Origin of the sequence: Thermosipho sp. 1074, assembly GCF_001999655.1 — a bacterium.
Taxonomy (GTDB): domain Bacteria; phylum Thermotogota; class Thermotogae; order Thermotogales; family Fervidobacteriaceae; genus Thermosipho; species Thermosipho affectus.
In genome coordinates this window covers 18,957-37,441 of the sequence record NZ_LBEX01000018.1, presented here as the reverse complement: position 1 = coordinate 37,441, position 18,485 = coordinate 18,957, and the positions used below count along the sequence as shown (strand labels likewise).

At 32.2% G+C, this 18,485-nt stretch carries 23 protein-coding genes; 9 read left to right on the top strand and 14 right to left on the bottom strand.

Going from position 1 to position 18,485, the window contains the following annotated elements; genetic code table 11:
• Nucleotide 1: 1 nt before the first annotated feature.
• The 13 genes from XO08_RS06885 to XO08_RS06825 form a co-directional block, all read right to left on the bottom strand.
• The gene (locus XO08_RS06885; protein WP_075666277.1) at nt 2-595 is read right to left on the bottom strand and encodes a YigZ family protein; all 594 of its coding nucleotides are present in this window, start codon (nt 593-595) and stop codon (nt 2-4) included.
• On the bottom strand, nt 592-1,143 hold the full coding sequence (gene yfcE / locus XO08_RS06880; RefSeq protein WP_075666276.1) for a phosphodiesterase: 552 nt from the start codon (nt 1,141-1,143) through the stop codon (nt 592-594). Before yfcE ends, XO08_RS06885 begins: the two co-directional genes overlap by 4 nt.
• 99 nt (nt 1,144-1,242) lie before the next feature.
• Complete coding sequence (locus XO08_RS06875; RefSeq protein ID WP_077288053.1) at nt 1,243-2,121, bottom strand: pseudouridine-5'-phosphate glycosidase; 879 nt, start codon at nt 2,119-2,121, stop codon at nt 1,243-1,245.
• A gap of 11 nt (nt 2,122-2,132) precedes the next feature.
• Nucleotides 2,133-2,885, bottom strand: a complete 753-nt coding sequence (locus tag XO08_RS06870) for a protease complex subunit PrcB family protein (protein WP_233120241.1) — start codon at nt 2,883-2,885, stop codon at nt 2,133-2,135.
• 41 nt (nt 2,886-2,926) lie between these two features.
• Complete coding sequence (locus XO08_RS06865) at nt 2,927-4,549, bottom strand: phosphoenolpyruvate carboxykinase (ATP) (RefSeq protein ID WP_233120240.1); 1,623 nt, start codon at nt 4,547-4,549, stop codon at nt 2,927-2,929.
• Nucleotides 4,550-4,972: 423 nt separating this feature from the next.
• Nucleotides 4,973-6,751, bottom strand: coding sequence for a phosphoribosylformylglycinamidine synthase subunit PurL (gene purL / locus XO08_RS06860; protein WP_075666273.1), 1,779 nt, complete (start codon nt 6,749-6,751; stop codon nt 4,973-4,975).
• Complete coding sequence (gene purQ / locus XO08_RS06855; RefSeq protein ID WP_075666272.1) at nt 6,748-7,380, bottom strand: phosphoribosylformylglycinamidine synthase subunit PurQ; 633 nt, start codon at nt 7,378-7,380, stop codon at nt 6,748-6,750. The genes purL and purQ overlap by 4 nt, the downstream gene beginning before the upstream one ends.
• Nucleotides 7,377-7,625, bottom strand: a complete 249-nt coding sequence (gene purS, locus XO08_RS06850) for a phosphoribosylformylglycinamidine synthase subunit PurS (RefSeq protein ID WP_075666271.1) — start codon at nt 7,623-7,625, stop codon at nt 7,377-7,379. The genes purQ and purS overlap by 4 nt, the downstream gene beginning before the upstream one ends.
• The gene (locus XO08_RS06845; RefSeq protein ID WP_075666270.1) at nt 7,601-8,287 is read right to left on the bottom strand and encodes a phosphoribosylaminoimidazolesuccinocarboxamide synthase; all 687 of its coding nucleotides are present in this window, start codon (nt 8,285-8,287) and stop codon (nt 7,601-7,603) included. The genes purS and XO08_RS06845 overlap by 25 nt, the downstream gene beginning before the upstream one ends.
• Before the next feature lie 12 nt (nt 8,288-8,299).
• Nucleotides 8,300-8,752 carry a 5-(carboxyamino)imidazole ribonucleotide mutase gene (gene purE / locus XO08_RS06840; protein WP_075666269.1) on the bottom strand — a complete coding sequence of 151 codons (453 nt, stop codon included), beginning with the start codon at nt 8,750-8,752 and terminating at the stop codon, nt 8,300-8,302.
• 187 nt (nt 8,753-8,939) lie between these two features.
• Nucleotides 8,940-9,794 carry a PLP-dependent cysteine synthase family protein gene (locus XO08_RS06835; protein WP_075666268.1) on the bottom strand — a complete coding sequence of 285 codons (855 nt, stop codon included), beginning with the start codon at nt 9,792-9,794 and terminating at the stop codon, nt 8,940-8,942.
• A 16-nt stretch (nt 9,795-9,810) separates the two neighbouring features.
• The gene (gene epsC, locus XO08_RS06830; RefSeq protein ID WP_075666267.1) at nt 9,811-10,377 is read right to left on the bottom strand and encodes a serine O-acetyltransferase EpsC; all 567 of its coding nucleotides are present in this window, start codon (nt 10,375-10,377) and stop codon (nt 9,811-9,813) included.
• Nucleotides 10,378-10,466: 89 nt separating this feature from the next.
• A complete protein-coding gene (locus tag XO08_RS06825) occupies nt 10,467-12,269 on the bottom strand; it encodes a family 20 glycosylhydrolase (RefSeq protein WP_075666266.1) in 1,803 nt (600 codons plus the stop codon).
• Nucleotides 12,270-12,368: 99 nt separating this feature from the next.
• Between XO08_RS06825 and XO08_RS06820 the strand changes: the two genes are divergently transcribed.
• The 9 genes from XO08_RS06820 to XO08_RS06780 all read left to right on the top strand — a co-directional run bounded on the left by XO08_RS06820 (nt 12,369) and on the right by XO08_RS06780 (nt 18,092).
• On the top strand, nt 12,369-12,818 hold the full coding sequence (locus tag XO08_RS06820) for a methylated-DNA--[protein]-cysteine S-methyltransferase (protein WP_077287750.1): 450 nt from the start codon (nt 12,369-12,371) through the stop codon (nt 12,816-12,818).
• A gap of 2 nt (nt 12,819-12,820) precedes the next feature.
• A complete protein-coding gene (locus XO08_RS06815) occupies nt 12,821-13,171 on the top strand; it encodes a PadR family transcriptional regulator (RefSeq protein ID WP_077287748.1) in 351 nt (116 codons plus the stop codon).
• 142 nt (nt 13,172-13,313) lie between these two features.
• The gene (locus tag XO08_RS06810; protein ID WP_077287746.1) at nt 13,314-14,657 is read left to right on the top strand and encodes an FAD-dependent oxidoreductase; all 1,344 of its coding nucleotides are present in this window, start codon (nt 13,314-13,316) and stop codon (nt 14,655-14,657) included.
• A 128-nt stretch (nt 14,658-14,785) separates the two neighbouring features.
• Nucleotides 14,786-15,634 carry an ATP-binding protein gene (locus XO08_RS06805; protein ID WP_075666262.1) on the top strand — a complete coding sequence of 283 codons (849 nt, stop codon included), beginning with the start codon at nt 14,786-14,788 and terminating at the stop codon, nt 15,632-15,634.
• Nucleotides 15,631-16,512, top strand: a complete 882-nt coding sequence (locus tag XO08_RS06800; protein ID WP_075666261.1) for an ATP-binding protein — start codon at nt 15,631-15,633, stop codon at nt 16,510-16,512. The genes XO08_RS06805 and XO08_RS06800 overlap by 4 nt, the downstream gene beginning before the upstream one ends.
• Nucleotides 16,509-16,853: a NifB/NifX family molybdenum-iron cluster-binding protein gene (locus XO08_RS06795; protein WP_075666260.1), complete on the top strand. Its 345-nt coding sequence runs from the start codon at nt 16,509-16,511 to the stop codon at nt 16,851-16,853. Before XO08_RS06800 ends, XO08_RS06795 begins: the two co-directional genes overlap by 4 nt.
• Before the next feature lie 9 nt (nt 16,854-16,862).
• Nucleotides 16,863-17,186 carry a NifB/NifX family molybdenum-iron cluster-binding protein gene (locus tag XO08_RS06790; protein ID WP_077287743.1) on the top strand — a complete coding sequence of 108 codons (324 nt, stop codon included), beginning with the start codon at nt 16,863-16,865 and terminating at the stop codon, nt 17,184-17,186.
• Nucleotides 17,187-17,190: 4 nt separating this feature from the next.
• Nucleotides 17,191-17,457, top strand: a complete 267-nt coding sequence (locus tag XO08_RS06785; protein ID WP_075666258.1) for a 4Fe-4S binding protein — start codon at nt 17,191-17,193, stop codon at nt 17,455-17,457.
• 62 nt (nt 17,458-17,519) lie between these two features.
• Entirely contained in the window at nt 17,520-18,092 is a 573-nt protein-coding gene (locus XO08_RS06780; RefSeq protein WP_075666257.1) for an NTP transferase domain-containing protein, read from the top strand.
• Here XO08_RS06780 and XO08_RS06775 read toward each other — a convergent pair.
• Complete coding sequence (locus XO08_RS06775) at nt 18,089-18,400, bottom strand: ferritin family protein (protein ID WP_075666256.1); 312 nt, start codon at nt 18,398-18,400, stop codon at nt 18,089-18,091. The genes XO08_RS06780 and XO08_RS06775 overlap by 4 nt on opposite strands.
• Between the last annotated feature and the right edge of the window lie 85 nt (nt 18,401-18,485).

Genomic DNA, 18,485 nt, shown 5'->3' with positions numbered 1-18,485 from the left:
ATCATTCCTCCTTAACAAATATAGTTTTCTCTTCTACTATTTCATACCCGTTCAGATTTTCATTCCCTCTTACATCAATATATGCAAAATTCCCAAAATATTCAGTTCCTATTATTTCAAAATTTAAATAATGCAACTCTTGCATTACTTTTCCATATTTATTATAATCAACTTTTATCCTATAAACCTTTATTGGAACCATTTTTACTATCTTTATTTCCGCCAAAGCTTTCTCCACAACACTTGAATATGCATCAATTAATCCCCTAACTCCAAGCTTTACACCACCAAAATATCGAGTAACCACTACAACCACATTTAGTAAATCAAATTTCCTCAAAACTCCTAAAATAGGACGTCCTGCAGTTCCTGAAGGTTCCCCGTTATCTGAAGAAAACTCCACTATCTGCTCATGCTCTATCACTCTATACGCAGGACAATTATGAGTTGCATCATTGTATGATTTTGAAATTTCTCTTATAAACTCTCTTGCTTCTTCTGAATCATCAGCATGGGAAATAGCTGCAATAAAAATAGATCTTTTTATATTTATCTTTTTTTCATACCTTCCAAAGACCGTCCTATAACTATTCATAACTTTTTCTTTAGCACCTCTTTACCATTTAAATCAAATATGGTTATTACAACTTCATTATTTTTTTCGATAACCATATACGTAGGAGGAAAACCACCTTTTGGTAATGAAAGACTACCAGGATTTGCAACGATTATTCCATCAATTTCTTCTATTTTTGGAATATGTGTATGCCCATGCAAAACTACTTTTACGTTATGCTTCTTTGCAAAAGAAATTAAATCAAATCCATCATTTTCAATTACTTCCCCATGAAATAAATAAACAGGTACTTTTCCAAAATATTCTATACTTTGCTTAGGCATTTCCTGGACACCCAAAACTTTTAAATCTACATCTGCATCACAATTTCCTCTAATATAGTTTATTTTGTGATTTTTTAGTTCCTCTGCTAGATTTTTTGGATCATATCCCTCGGGCAAAGGATTTCTAGGACCATGATATAATATATCACCCAAATGGAATATTTCATCTACTTCTTGTACTATATTTATCTTTTTCCAATTTTTCAATGAACCATGTGTATCAGAAACTACGAGAATTTTCACAGTTTCACCCCTTCTTTAAATATAACAGGTCAAAAAAATAAGGTCACTCCTGTATTACTTTATTCAAAAGTCTTTAAAATTATTTAAGAATCAAATACTTCACCATTCTAAACTTTGCGCAATTTTACAAGCGAGTTCAACGTTATTTTCTAAAAGTTTTATATTTGATTCTAAAGTTCTTCCATTGGATAATTCCACCAATCGTTTTAAAATATAAGGAGTCACTTCTTTCCCCTTTACATTTTCCATTTCTTTTTCAATTATTTCTATATATCTTTCTATTTCATCGTTGTCTATTTCGTATACTTTAGGTATAGGATTTGCTACTAAAATTGCACCTTTTATTCCAAGACTTTCTTTCGTCACAAAAATTTTTGCAATTTCTTTTGTGCTTTCAACTTTGTAAATCCTCTCATCAGACAATCCATTATAAAAAATTGGAAAATATTCTGTTTTATACCCTAAAGTTAACACCTGAAATGTTTCTAAAAATTCCAACGTCCTCCTTATATCTAATATCGATTTACACCCCGCCGAAACAACAATTATATTTGTATTTGAAAGTTCCATGATATCTTGTGATACATCCCACTCTCCCCTATGAACACCACCAATGCCTCCTGTGGCAAATACCTTTATATTTGCAAAACTTGCAAGTCTTGCAGTAGAGCTCACAGTAGTTGCCGCAGATTTTTTCAAAGAAACTGCATATGGTAACTCCCTAGTACCCACCTTTATAGGATTATCCTTAATAAGTTCAACCACTTCCTCTTCTGACATCCCAATTTTTACTTTCCCTTTTAACACACCAATAGTTGCTGGAACACAGTTATTATCCTTTACCAATTCCTCCAACCTTCTGAAAACCTTCAGATTCTCAGGATAAGGAAGACCATGGGCTAAAACCGTACTTTCTAGCGCAACCACTGGTTTGTTGTTTTTTAACGCCTCACTCACTATTTGAGAAATTTCTAAAATAATCACACCTCCTATTTTACTTTAATATTCTTTGAAAAATTAATTTCTCCTTTCTTAGTCTTTACAATTACTTTTATCGTATATTCTCCGCTTTTTAACTCTCCAAGATTTAGGCTGTATGATGGAACCGAAAATGCTTGGGTAACAATACTTCCCTTTTCTGGCTCTTTAAAATATAAATTAATCAATACTTTATTTTCATTAACAGCATAATCTTGAAGAACGAGCGAATAACCACCTGTTTTTTGTAATCCCATTGAAATTACAACATAAATTTCATCATCACTATCAAACAAATCTTTCTGTATAAATCTTTGAGTAACAATTCCAGTATAAATTCCCTGTTTTTCGAATCTTGGCATTAAAACAGCTCCTACCTCCGTATTTTTTTCAACTTTATCAATTTCATAATCTCCCAAATATACTCTAGACTTTGAAGGACAAATTAAAAGGAATGGAGAAATTACGGAATAAATTCCATCTTTTTTGTTTTTTATTCCTATATACATTGTCTCATCTTTTGATTTGATCTTTAAAGTAGCTTTTTCAATAAAATTTTTTGGTACAAAATACCAACCCTTTATTATATACCCCTTTTGTACACCATCATCAAATAATTTTAAATAATATATCATATTACTCTTTGTACCAACAAAATTAAACATCTGGTCTGGAAAAACAGCATCAACTTTGTACACCATTACATTGATAGAAAAGAAAGTAGATACACATAACAAAAACAAAAAAAATAAATATTTTTTCACACTTTCACCCCCAAACTGATTATATCACAAAAAAGGGCTGCTCAAAGCAGCCCTATAATTTGCTCAATTGCTCTTAAAACCTCTTCTGGAAGTTCATCCCTAGTACCTTTTTTTGAAAGAATGAAATCTTTTCTTTTTAAAAACGATTTTTTCAACGATTCAATATATTCCATATCCTCCATATTTGGAAGAAATCCATCAATCTTTGCAAAGTAAAAAGTCCCAAACCATTTTACCCATTCAATGTTATTTTCCACTACATCTTCAATCAATTGTATTGTTATGTGTTTTGGCACTTTTTTGTTTATAAAGTATCCGGTATTCAAAATATAACATTGAACTCCTTTTTCAAATACAAATTTAAATTTTTCATAATCCTCTTTTAACGGATAGGTTCTAAATGGATTTGCATATGGTTCAAAAACCAATGCATTTGGATCAACATCATTATCCAACTTTTCTGCAGATGTCCTTTTTGTTGTTAACAAAGCACCCATTGTCGATGCCATATTTGGAGAATCAATTTTTACAATTGGTGGTAATGTAGGATCCTTCATTAACCAAAAGATCGCACTAATAGGACTATCAAACTTATCAACTCTATTAGCTGACCAAAGCCTTGATTTTATTGCCCTTCCATTTCCATTTCTTAAATCTTCCATTACGGGAATCAAATTACCATTTTCATCTTTTGTAACACCACAGTTCTGTATAGATAATAAATACTTATTATCTTCTGAATTTGACGGATAATCTGCTGTTTTATCAAAATAAGATGGTTCAAGTGCAACAGATGACAAAGAATTAGTTGATATAATAAACGCATCATCATGTAAAACAGTTACATCGTATTTTGAATGTTTTGTATGAGTAAGTGTTGACTTTCCGGATCCAGACAATCCAAAAAATGCGGCTACAAAATCCTTTTTTTCATTTTTTAATATCTTTATTCCACCATGACAAGCTACAAATCCATTCCTATTTGCAATACCCCATCCAAGTGTTAAGGTCCCCTTTTTTAACTCACCAAAATATCTCATTCCAAGAATAGCTGCACAATTGTGTTCTGAATCAAAAATTGCAAGTCCTAATGGGAAATCTGGGTGTTTCCAATCAGGATCTACAAAAATATATATATCTCCTTCGTTATATCTAAAAGATTTTCTATACATGCTCTCATATTCCTGAGAAGGATATTGAAAATTTAACAGCCAATTATAAAGTAAAATTTCATGACCTTGAGGTATTAAAATATGATTTTTCACCATAAATTCCTCTGAAAGTCCTGAAAACGATATTCCATGGTACATTTTTTTATATCTCGTATTATAAACCGCTTCACGGACAATTTCCAAATATTTATTATCATCACTTGTACCTAATATTCTTCGACCTGCAGCATATCTACCCGTTACCGCACCATCATTAAATAATAATACTTTTGTGCCTCTTTCAAGTCCAAGCATTTCTGGATTGTAAACTTCCCAACTAGTCACTATAGTCCCCGGAGAATTTTTTGCAAGTTTATATGCTTCTTTAGGAGTAGTAACAAGTTCTACATTATTTCTATAAAAAGCAGTCTCAATGGTCGCTCGCATTGGTGAAAAAAGAGGATTATTTACTGAAATCTCATCAATCTTAAAATATTCTCTTGTCGCCATCATATCTCCCCCTTCACAGAGAAGATTATAACAGTAAAAAAATATATATAAAATCAAATACTTAACTATTATAGTTTAATATAATAAAGGATAAATGTAATAAACTCTAATATTCGGACATAAACACTCCAATTAAAAAAATATCTCCAGTTTTTTCATTAAACCAAAAAAATATCACAAAAAAGAAACTTTAAAAACAAAAGACAATAGAAAAATTTGCAAGTGCTATAACGGATATTAAGACAAAAGATAGTTAAAGAGTGGAAAATATTATTTCACCCAGATAACTTGCAAAAAAATTAAACGAAAACGAAAAGAGATACCTAAAAAAACAAACAACATGGCTCCAGTTGAGTACTAAAGCCATGTTGTGTGAAAAAATTGGTAAATTGTTTTTTTTTGTTCCACTTTCTAAGATAAATATATTTACGGAGTAAGTTTCTTTAAGGGAAGGTTACTCTTTACATCTTTTCCAATAACCAAGATCAATTGATGGATAGGCGAGTGATTTAGTGGTGGGAGCTTCAATTTTAAATTCTTTAAATATGTAATTTTATCAAATCTTGTAGATGAAATTACAAAATTTCCTTTTAAAACTTGATTTTTAATTTCTTTCCAAAGAATTTTCTCCCTTTCAAGTTCAAAATCGTTCCAACCAATTAAATATAAATCTCCCATTTTTGGCTTAATAACTTTTTCTACCCTTCCAACCATTCCAATTACCATAGTAGCTGGTATGGGAATTCCATTATTTGTATTATACAATGAAGCATTTCCACTTGCCACACCTATGCCGGAAAACTCACATGCATCTTTCAATCCCTTCATCATAGCCGCCAATCCAACTGGATCAACATCTGGATCTCCGTAATTTATACAATCGGTAATTCCAAGTGGCTCCCCACCTACAGATAAAGTTTTTCTAACACTTTCCAATACAGCTATATATGAACCCCAGTATGGACTTTTTTCGCCAATATCAGCTCTGCTATGGGTCAAAAGCGAATAAAAAAGAGATGTCTCCTTAACTCTCATTACAGCAGGACCAAACCCAGGTGGAAGTACCGTATTAGTTCCCACCATATAATCATACTGCATATAAACTTCGCTTGCATCCACGTTTTTAAATTTCAAAGAAATATCTTTTGGAATTGAATCAACAGAAAAGTCGACAATTTCCTCTTCCGGCGCTTCTGATAATAACGAAGCAGGAACCTTTAAAATGGTTTCTCCTTTATATCTTACATGATAAATTCCATCATTTGTCACTTTTCCCACAACTGCACCGTATAACAAATGTTCCTCTGCAATTTTTAAAACCTTTTTTACTTTTTCTTGAGAAGTTATTATTGCCATTCTCTCTTGACTTTCGCTTATTAAAATCTCAATTGGCTTCATATCAGGTTCTCTTAACGGTAACTTCTCAAGGTCTATTACCGCCCCAAATCCACCTTTAGCAACTAATTCAGAAGTAGCTGACAAAACTCCTCCGGCACCTAAATCTTGTGCTCCCTCTATTAACCCCTCTTCTAACATTTTTAGAAACGCCTCAATAAGCATCTTTTCAGAAAACGGATCTCCAACTTGGATAGATAATTTATTTGCCCGCTTTCCAGTTAAATCCTCAGATGCAAAGGATGCACCATGAATCCCATCTCTACCTGTAGCTCCTCCAAAAATTACAATAACCTGATCCGGTCTTGTTGCCTTAGAAGGAACTATATCTTTATGTTTTACAATTCCAACAGCCATTACATTAACAAGAGGATTATACCTATAGGCATCATTTATCCTAAGTTCTCCTCCTACTGTAGGCACCCCTATTGAATTCCCATAATCGGCTATTCCTTCTATTATGCCATCTATAACCTTATGCATATGTAACGAATCCAAAATAGCTGTAGGTCTTGCCCCCATAGCAAGAATATCTCTTATAATCCCCCCCACTCCCGTTGCAGCCCCATTGTATGGCTCAATAGCACTAGGATGATTATGACTTTCAATTTTAAACGAAAGAACATAGTCCTCATTTAGAGAAACCAATCCTGCATTGCCGGATTCCAAACTAATTAACGGTAAAGATTTTATGTATTTTTTTGTATGAGAGTAACCACAATGCTCACTCCACATTACAGTAAAAGCCTCTTTTTCTGCAAGTGTTGCTTTTCGATTTAACTTTTTCTCTAAAATATCTATATATTTCATATATTACCACCTCTAATGTATTCAAAAACAGATCTGAACAGTTTTAAACCATCTGTACTTCCCAAATACTCATCTACCGCTCTTTCAGGATGCGGCATCATCCCCAATACATTTTTCTCATATATCCCTGCAATAAACTCATCTGAACCATTTACATTTTCTGTGTATCTAAACACTACATTTGGATTACTTACAGAAACATATCTTCCAAAACCATGGGCTATAGGTAGTCTTATTTTTTCACCTTTTTTATAGAATAAGGTAAAAGGAGTAGTATTATCAACAACTTCCAGCTCTACAAACTTACAAATAAACTTTCCAGATTCATTTTGTAAAAGTGCTCCAGGCAACAATCCCATTTCCACTAAAATTTGAAATCCATTACATATTCCAATAACAAAACCTCCATTTTCCACAAATTCTTTTATAGAACTAGACTCTCTTGCAGAAACTGCTCCAGGTCTTAAGTAATCCCCATATGAAAATCCCCCAGGCAAAACAACCAAATCTAGATTATTTATATCATCTTTTGGTGAAACATAATAAGTTTTAAATCCAGCCAAATTTAAAGCATAATACGCGTCTCTATCACAATTTGAACCTGGATAAACTACCACACCGGCCTTCATTCTATCTCCACCCTATACTCCTCTGTCACAGGGTTTACTAAAAGTCTTTCACAAGCTTCAATCACCTTTCTTTTGGCTTCTTCTTTATCCTTTGCTTCAATCTCACCATGTATAGATTTTCCTATTCTTATACTATCAACGGGTATGTTATTTTCTTCCCTTAATACTCTTGCAATCGTTTCTCCCCGTGGATCCCTTACATTACTCTTATATTGTATATCTACAATAAATTTAAACTTTTGCATGCGTTTAAAACCTCCCTATATTTTTCAAGAGGATTTCCTAAATCCTTTCTGTACACATCTTTATCAAATATTTCTTTAGTTTTCCTAAGTCTTAACGTATCGGGAGAAATTTCATCTCCAAGACAAACCTTTCCATTTCTATCTAGACCATATTCAAACTTCATATCCCACAAATCAAATCCAATTTCTTCAAAAAAGTTTTTTAATTCCAAAGCTATTTTTTTTGTAATATTTTTTATTTCCTTTACTTGATCCTTTGTACATAATCCAAAAAGCACCAAGTGTTCATCACACACCATGGGATCATGTTTAGTATCGTCCTTAATAAAAAATTCAACAAGAGGTTCTTTTATCTCTTCTCCTTCATCTCCCCCATACCTTCTTATAAAAGATCCCGCCTTTTTTAATCTGGCAACTACTTCAATTGGAAACATTTTCAACGGCACAGCTTTTATTCTATTAGGTTTTTCAAAATCCAAAAATTGCGTGTAAATCCCCTTAGAATTTAAATATTTCATTGCTATTGCCGTTATCTCCGCACAAATAGATCCTTTACCTGCTAAAATACTATGTTTTTCTCCATCCCCCGCAGTAATATCATCTTTAAAGTTCAAAATAACATAATCCCCATAATTTTCAACTATTTTTGTTTTTCCCTCCATATAGTTTCCCCCTTAGAGATACTTCCCCACAAGCTTTGAGCGGTATTCTTTTAACTTTTTAGATAAAACATCGTCGGTTAACGCTAACATTTCAACTGCAAGCATAGCCGCATTCTTCCCCCTGTTAATCCCCACAGTTGCAACTGGAATATCATTGGGCATTTGAACAATTGAAAGTAAAGAATCTAATCCCCCTAAATCTTCCGACTTCACAGGAACACCTATGACAGGCTTTAAAGTTTTAGAAGCAATAACCCCTGGTAAATGCGCAGCCCCTCCTGCGATAGCAATATAAACTTTTACACCATCTCTTTCACACTTTTTGATAAATTCATCCAAAAGTTCTGGCGTCCTATGAGCAGATAAATACTTTACCACATACTCCACTTTAAACTCATCCAAAATAGATACTACCTTATCAACCACATAAGAATCACTCTTACTTCCCGCAACAATGACAACCAAACTAACACCCCCTAAAAAACAAAAGGCCTCTACCGTAAGAACGGTAGAAGCCAATATTCATATTTAATTCCTGAAAAAACTAAAATTAAAGACATTTTCTCATCTCCTTTTTGGCCTCACTGGACCAAATTAAAGGCTACACTATCAGTATATCATGAAAAAAAACAAAAGGTCAACACTTTAGAAGTTACAAATTAGTTAAAATAGAAATATATTTACTAACATCATCTGGAAAAACTGTAACCACTCTTCCAAGCTTTGAATATCTTGTAGCAACCAACGCATTGGCAGCAGAAGAAATTCCTACATTTAATCCTAAATTTTTATTCAAGTAACCAAACATCTCAAACACTTCTTCATCGGAAACTGTAACTATTTCATCTATCACATTTAAATCTAAAATATCTGGTATAAAGCCTGCACCAATACCTTGTATTTTATGTTTTCCTGCAGGTCTTCCAGAAAGAGCTGCTGAACTTTCTGGCTCAACAGCAACAATCTTAACTTTATCACCAAAAATACTTTTCAACACAGTACCAACACCTGTTATAGTTCCACCAGTTCCTACACCCGCAACAAACACGTCAACATCAAACTTCATTTGTCGTAAGATCTCCGGCCCAGTTGTTAATTTATGTGCCAAAACATTGTATTTATTTGAAAATTGATTTGGCATATATGCTCCTTTTTCATTTACAATTTCTTTTGCCTTCTCAATTGCCCCTTTCATACCTTTTTCACCCGGTGTTAAGACAACGTCTGCTCCAAAAGCTCTCATCAAATCTATCCTTTCCTTTGTCATAGTTTCCGGCATTGTAAGTATTACATCAAATCCTAATTTTTTCCCAATCCAAGCAAGTGCAATTCCCGTATTTCCACTAGTAGGTTCAACAACTAATTTTGTCTTTATCCCATCTTTCAAAGCTCCTTTTAACATAAAAAATGCGGGTCTATCCTTAATACTACCTCCTAAATTACTTTTCTCTAACTTTGCAAAAAGATTTAACTTTTCAATATATATCAAATGTGTACTTTCCACCATACACTTTATCCTCCCTTTATATAATCCATTCTATTTTTTCAATTTTTTCATACACATTTTTTGCGGGCACCCCTACAAAAGTTGTTCCACTTGGAATGTCCGCAAGCACAACAGAATTAGCTCCTATCCTTGCATCATCACCTATTTTTACAGGTCCTAAAATTTTTGCCCCTGCACCTATTAAAACATTTTTTCCAATATCAGGATGTCTTTTACCTTTTTGAATATTTCTAGCTCCAAGTGTAACACCATGATATATCAAAGTCCCCGTTCTAACCGTTGCAGTAGATCCTATTACAACTCCTATAGCATGATCAATTACAACCCCAGGTTCAATATAAGCAGCAGGACTTATATCTGCAGAAAATAAAATTTTTGAAATATAATGAACCAAAAAAGCAAGAAATTTTAAATCATATTTGTAAAAAAGATGTGAAAGTCTGTGAAGAACCAATGCCTGAAAACCGGTATGCAAAAAAATTTGGTAAACTTTCTCAATGGAAGGATCTTTTTTGGAAAGCTCCTTTCTATCTTCTTCAATAGCCTTAATAGTATCAATAAAATCTCTTATAAAACTACGCACCCCATAAATCTTCACCTCCACTTAGAAAATACTAATTCAATTATACCATACTTCATTTTTTTGTAAACAAACCACTCCTTAAAGGTGCGCTACTCAAAAAACTTCTTTATTTTTTCTAATTTCTGCACACTAGATTTCAACCCACCTATTCTATTTCTTGATAACCATATTTCCTTAAATTCACTGATTAACTTTTCCAATCTTATTTTAAATTCTTGCTTGGTAACTTTAGGAAGTTCCCTTATAGTTCTCATAGCTAACTTCTTCAATGCTATTATTATTTCTAAAGATAAAATAGAAAATTTTATAGAATTTCTTAACTCCTTCTTTATTAATTCATCATGCACATGTTTTGTAAATTCATACTTTTCCTCTAAAAATTTCTTTGTATTTAAAAGTTTTTCCAAATCAAGGTCTTTTAAAAACTCATATCTGAGTTTTTCAGGATAAATATAAACAAGTGCAAAAATGGTTGAATTTGGAAAATCAACACCTGTTAATTTATACGCATTTCCCATATCTACCAAAAGAATTGCTGTTTCCTTTCCAAAATAAAGCTTAAGAAAATCAAAAACATCCAAATCTTTATTTTCATTGAATCCCCAAGATAAAGCACTTGCATAAAAAATCCCGGGATATGAAATGGGAATATGTTGCCAATGACCATTATCTCCCCAATCAGTTAACATAATCCCTTTAGCTTTATATTTTAACCCATTTTCCACGGCATTTTTAATGTTCAAAATTGCATTTTCAACTCGCCCTAAAAACGAATTCCAACTAGAAGTCCCAGGACAAACGTAAAAATCAAACCTCTTAAATAATTCGCATTCTCTGTCAAATTCATGTGTTTTTTCATATCCCCAAATCAAATAAATTACATCTTTGGGAAGTTCTTCAAAAAGCTCTGGATGATATTTTAATATATCCGCCCACATCATCATTCTTTTCCCATGTTTTTTAACCAATTTATGTATCTTTAGAATAAAATCCAAATAAACTTTACCTTTTCCATATTTTTCACATAAAACTTTTGATTTTCCTTGACAAAGATCAAACGTTTCATCTCCATTTATATTAAAATACTTACTAGAAAAATGAGGTAAAAGTTCGCTATAAAGCGAATCTAAAAACAATATCGTGTCTTTTACAGCAGGAGAAAGGGTAAAAGGTTTGGAATAATGTTCTCCCCAGGGTGTGTCAAACTCAAAAGTCTCAGCCATATAACTGTACTCATTGTGTATCAACCATTTTTCCATATGTCCAAAAGAAGCCTGGTTTGGGATTAATTCAATAAAACGTTCTTTACAATATTTATCTAAAATTATGATTTCATCCGCAGTTAATGGCGAATATCCTTTCCAAACCCTTTCGTGATTTTGATATGCAAAAGTGTGTTCAATATAAAGTTGAAGCTGATTGTACTTCAATTGTGCTAATAGGTCAATAAGTTCAAAGAAAAAATCCATTTTAGGTACCTTATCCCTGCTTATATCAAGCATAAATGCCCTATTCTCAATATCTGGCCAATCTTTTATTTCAAGAAAAGGTATTTTATTTTCAAAGTTTTTCACAATCTGCATAAAGGTCATAAACCCATTATGAATTCCTGCGTTATTATTGGCAACTATAAAAATTCCGTCTTCATTGATTTCTAGAATATATCCATCTCTTTTTTTTATCTTATTTCTATCTATCTTCGAGTAAATAAAAACTTTTTTCCCCATGTATAACGTAATATTAATGGTTATACCATTTTCATTTAGAAGCTCTTTTACCATATTTGCCGACGCAAAAAGTGATTTTGTAGGAATAAAAATGTAACCACCAGATTTTATTTCATAATACCCATTTTTAATCTTTAATTCTTTAGGATTTGGAACCAACAACATATAAATCACCTCTTAAAAAGACATTTATAATAATATTATATAACAAAAATCATACATCAAAAAGTGATATAATATTAAATAGGAAATGGAGGAGAAAATTTGGAAAAATTCTTTGTAAATGTGGAAATTGGAAGTATAATTTTATACGTTGAAGATAATAAAGTAACCAAAATCAAGCTTTCAAACAAAATTGAAGAAGAAGAAGAAGAAACTCAGGATAATATTTTCACTCAACAGATAATTGAATACCTAAATGGAAATAGAAAAAAACTTGATTTTAATGTAAAAATATCTGGAGGAAAAGTTTTCAAAAAAATTTGGGACTTTGTTAAAAATATACCCTATGGTCAAACAATGACATATGGCAAAATTGCAAAAAAATTAGATGTAAACCCAAGAGTAGTAGGATTTGCCATGAACAAAAACCAACTCCCAATATATATTCCATGTCATAGAGTAATTGGAAAAAACAATATAGGCGGATTTAATAGCGATTTGAAATGGAAAAAATATCTTCTTGAATTGGAAAAAATTACAAATTGGAGGTAATTATGAAAGGCGCAGGAAAATACAGGAAAACTTTTATAGAACCATTTATATTGCTAATTATAGCAGAAACTCCTCTCCATGGATATGAAATCGCAAATAGACTCTCAGAATACGGGATAGAACTTGCTGGATTGGGCCAAATGGGAAACTTATATAGAATTTTATCAAGACTAGAAAACAAAGGTTTTATAACATCTAAATGGGATTCAAATGCTCAAGGCCCTTCAAAAAAAGTTTACAATATAACCAACAAAGGAATTGAACAACTCAAACTAAATAAGAAAGAATTAACAAAGATTAAAAACATTATAGAAAAATTCATCACAAAAGTTTCAAAGTTTGAACTCGAATAATTGTTCTTGACATATACATAATAGAATACTATAATAAAATTGAATATATATGCAATATATATATAACAAAAATGTCTTCATAAGAGTATGTGGCACTTTTTATTGTGAATTTATTCACCCAGATAATTAAGGAGGGATTGATATGAAACAGAAATACGATGTAATAACAATAGGCGGAAGTGCAGCGGGAATTGTAGCGGCTACAACGGGAAAATGTTGTTATCCAGACAAAAGCTTTCTAATGATTAGGAAAGAAAAAGATGCAATGGTTCCATGTGGTATTCCATACGTTTTTGGATTTTTAGGAACAACGGAAAAAAACATTATTCCACTAGCTCCTATTGAAAAAGCAGGGATAGACTTTTTACAAGATGAGGTAATAAAAATTGACAGAAAGGAAAAGAAAATATTCACAAAGAGTGGTAACGAATTTGAGTATGAAAAGCTAATACTTGCAACAGGATCAAAACCATTTATCCCGAATATTCCAGGTAAAGATTTAGAAAACGTATTTTACGTTCCAAAAAACAAAGAATACCTTGATGAAATGTTAGAAGCGTTAAAAGGATCGAACAAAGTAGTAGTTATAGGTGCAGGCTTTATTGGTGTAGAGATATCTGACCAATTAGCACACATTGGAAAAGATGTTACACTTGTTGAAATTTTGCCACATATCTTGGGTAAAGCCTTCGATAGTGATATAGCAAATATAGCCCAAAAAGAACTTGAAAGTATGGGAATAAAAGTATTAACCAACACAAAAGTCACAGAAATTACAGGTTCAGGAAAAGTTGAAGGGGTAAAATTAGAAAATAATGAAATCTTAAAAGCAGATGCAGTAATTTTTGCCACAGGATACACCCCAAATTCTGAATTAGCAAAAAATATGGGATTAGAATTGAATAAATACAATGCAATTAGAGTTGATAGTTATATGCGTACTAGTGATCCAGATATATTTGCAATTGGTGACTGTGCACAAAAGGTCGATTTTATAACAAGAAAAAGTGTTTCTATAATGCTTGCTTCAACTGCAACTTCTGAAGCAAGAATTGCAGGAATGAATTTGTATAAACTCTCAACTGTAAGAAGTTTTCTTGGAACCATAGGAATCTTTTCGACAAAGATTGGAAACAAGGTTTTTGCCTCCGCAGGTTTAACCGAAGAAGAAGCCTTAAAAAACAATTTTGATGTCAAAACAGGATACTTCGAAGGTGTCGACAAACATCCTGGATCTCTTCCAAATGCAAATAAACAAATCGTAAAGTTGATAGTATCAAAAGAATCCGATGTCATAATTGGTGGAGAAGTAGTCGGCGGAGATAGCGCAGGTGAACTTATAAATGTTATAGGAATAGCTATACAAAAAAATACAAGTATTACAGAATTATTCATTTCCCAAATTGGTACACATCCTCTTCTAACATCGGCGCCAACAGCTTACCCATTAATTAAAGCCGCACAAAATGTTTTTATATCCAAATAAAAAAGTAGCCCGTCTATTTTCAGACGGGCTATTTAATATAAATGTTAAATTAAATTAATTTGACACATTTACCATTGATTATTATAATGAAAGTAGGTATATGTAAAATGCATATAGGAGGGTGTCGTATGAAGATTGCAATATTAAGCGGAAAAGGTGGAACTGGTAAAACAACCATCTCAACAAACCTCGCATGGACATTATCCAAAATAAAATCTGTACAATTACTCGATGCAGACGTGGAAGAACCAAATGATCACATTTTTTTCGATATTTCATTTACTCACGAAGAAAATGTAGAACTTTTACTTCCTGTTGTTGATAATAATACATGTATTAGATGTGGTGAATGTTCAAAAAACTGTCAATTCGGAGCCATATCCGTCTTTGAATCTGGAGCTATGGTTTTTGAAAGCTTGTGTCATGGCTGTGGAGTGTGTAAAATGGTATGTCCTGTAAACGCCATAACTGAAAATCCCAAAAGCATCGGTAAAATAATGCTGGGAAAAATAAATGAAAATTTAAAATTTGGGATGGGATTGTTAAACATAGGTGAGCCCTCTGGTGTCAAAATTATTAGACAATTAAAAAAACATATTGATAACAGTGCAGAAATTGTAATAATTGATTCGCAACCTGGAAGTTCATGTCCAGTTGTTGAAACACTAAGAAATGTTGACTTTGCAATTCTCGTTACAGAACCTACTACCTTTGGATTGCACGATTTAAAGCTTGCTTTCGAACTTGTTAGCGAAATGAACATTCCTTCAGGCATTATAATAAATCGTGATAGTTCCAAAACAAAGATAATTGATGACTTTGCTGCAGAAAAAGGAATACCAATTTTAATGAGAGTGCCTTTTGAAAGGAAAATCGCCAAAATCTACTCCGAAGGAAAATTATTTACTGAATATTTTCCGGATTATCAAGAAAAATTCATAGCAGTTTATGAAACAATAAAGGAGCTGGTAAAATGAAACAAATAGCAATAGTTAGTGGTAAAGGTGGAACCGGTAAAACAACATTAAGTTCTTCACTTGGAATTTTATTTGACAATGCAATTCTAGCAGATTGTGACGTAGATGCGGCAAATTTAAACCTAATGTTTAATTCAAAGGTATTAGAAAAACATGAATACTACGGAGGAAAAAAAGCAATAATTGATCACGAAAAATGCAATAATTGTGGGATATGCAAAAAAATATGCAGATTTGAAGCAATTGTATTTGATGGTTCATATAAAGTTGATCCATATGCCTGTGAAGGTTGTAATGCGTGTGTAATTTCATGCCCACAAAATGCCATTAAATTGGAAGAATCATTATCTGGTAAATTTTATTATTCTACCTCAGAAACAAAAAATATAGTCCATGGAAATTTAACTCCAGGTGAAGAAACTTCAGGAGGATTGGTTGCAGAGGTTAGAAAATTAGCAATTGAAAAGGCTAAAAGTCTAAAAAAAGAAATAGTTTTAATCGATGGAGCACCTGGCATTGGTTGTCCAGCAACTTCATCAATCGCCGCCACATATTTCGTCATAATTGTAACAGAACCTACTTCAAGTGGTATACATGATTTAAAAAGGATCATAGATACCGTTAGGCATTTTAAAAGAGATTTTGCAATTGTAATTAACAAATACGACATTAATGAAAAAATTTCAAAAGAAATAGAAAGTTTTTGTCAAAAAGAAAACATACCAATACTGGGAAAAATTCCATTTGACGAAACTGTAGAAAACGCAATCCTTGAAAGTAAACCTATAGTTATATTTAAAGATAGTAAAGCGGCAAAGGCAATAATGGAAATATACAAAAAATTAATTAAAATCATAAAAAAGGAGGAGAAAGTATGAAAATAGCAATTCCATCTGAAGGTAAAATTCTTGATTCAATGATCAACGATAGGTACGCAAGGGCCGAGTATATTATCATTTACGATACTGAAAAAGATGAAATAGTAGAAGTTATAGAAAACGACTCATCAGAAGCACATGGTAAAGGTCCAAAAGTCTCCCAAATGCTTGTAAACAAAGGCGTTAAAGTATTAATTTCCCAAAGTGTGGGAAAGAACGCTTTTGATGTCCTTAAAGCTGCAAAAATAGATGTTTATATAACACAAAAAGACACAGTAAAAAATACAATTGAAAATTTCAAGAATGGAAAACTAGAAAAAACAGAAAGCGCAACAAATTAAGGTGATATTATGTTGGTTGCAATAGGAACAGCAGATGGAAAAACAATGAACCCAGAACATTTTGGTCACTCTAATACTTATTTGATTTACGAATTTGATGGAACAAATTTTATAAAAAAAGAAGAAAGGAAAAATCCATATGCAGAAACCCACTTACATGCAAAAGTGGATGAAATTCTTGAATTTTTAGGAGATTGCAAAGTATGGGTAGGAATATCTATGGGAAAAAGTTCCAAAAAAAGACTTAAAGAACTTGGATACATACCAATTACAGTGGATACACCCGAAGTAAGTAAAGCGTTGGAATTAGTTAAAATGCAATTACAGGGGTGATAATATGCCATGGGTAAAGAAAGAAGATTGTGTAAAATGTAAGGTCTGTGTCAATGTGTGTCCTGTGGAAAATGCTATCTTCATCCAAGATGATGGCTATCCTTTTATAAACAACAACATTTGTACAAGATGCGGCTTATGTATGGAAAAATGTCCCAAAAACGCAATTCGACCAAACTATGAAAACCCCTCACTTAGAGGTATGGGAAAAGGAATGGGCCATCGCGGCTTTGGAAGAGGTTTAGGACATGGAAGGGGAAGAGGATATTAAACAAATCTCTCTGCATCTGCAGAGAGATTTTTTATATGATATAATATTTAAAGGGGATAAAAATGCAAAAAAGCATATATTCAATTATTTTAGCTGCAGGTGAAGGAAAAAGGTATAAAAACGGCATAAAATTGCTACATACTATTGGTGATAAATTCATGCTTCAAATGGTAATAAACCTAGTAAAAAGTTGCAATTTCGATAAAAATTACATAGTTGTTAATCCTTTATGGAATTTTATAAAGGACAATTTTGTGGTTCCAGACAATTTTTTTATTCTTAAAAACAAAAATTACAAAGAAGGTATCAGTACATCGATCAAATTAGCAATAAAAGAAATAAAAAGCACAAACATTCTCCCCGAATATGTTGCTATTTTCCTAGCAGATATGCCGTTTATAAAAAAAGAAGATATAAAGACACTCAAAAAATACTGTAATGGAAGACACTTAATTATTGCTCCATTTTTTAACAACAAGAAGGGTTTTCCAACTTTTGTACACAAATCACTTTTCGATGAAATTTTTAAACTTGAAAATGACATAGGTATCAAGCAAATAATAAACAAAAATCCTTCTTTATTGACAAAAGTAAACTTTAGTACAAATAGAATTTTAAGAGATATAGACGATTAAAGTTTACCCTTTAACTTTTTTATTTCTTCTTCAACTTCCATAGCTCCTTCGTTGTAATACTTCTCTTCATCTGGTTCAAGTTCTTTTAATAACCTTAAAAATTCACCTGCATGTACTCTCTCTTCATTTGCTATATCTATTAATACTTCCCTTGCAAGTTCATTATCCGTAGATTCTGCTAACTGCATGTAAAGTTGTATAGCTTCATACTCAGCTGAAATCATATAACGAATAGCTCTAACCAATTCATCATGAGTTAATTTTCTATCAGATTTTAACCCTGAAAATGGATTAGAAAATTCTGGCATGTTATCCACTCCTTTAAAAATTAAGTTATGGTACACTTTTATTATACTGCATTTTCATCTATAAACAAAGGCACCCAAATGGGTG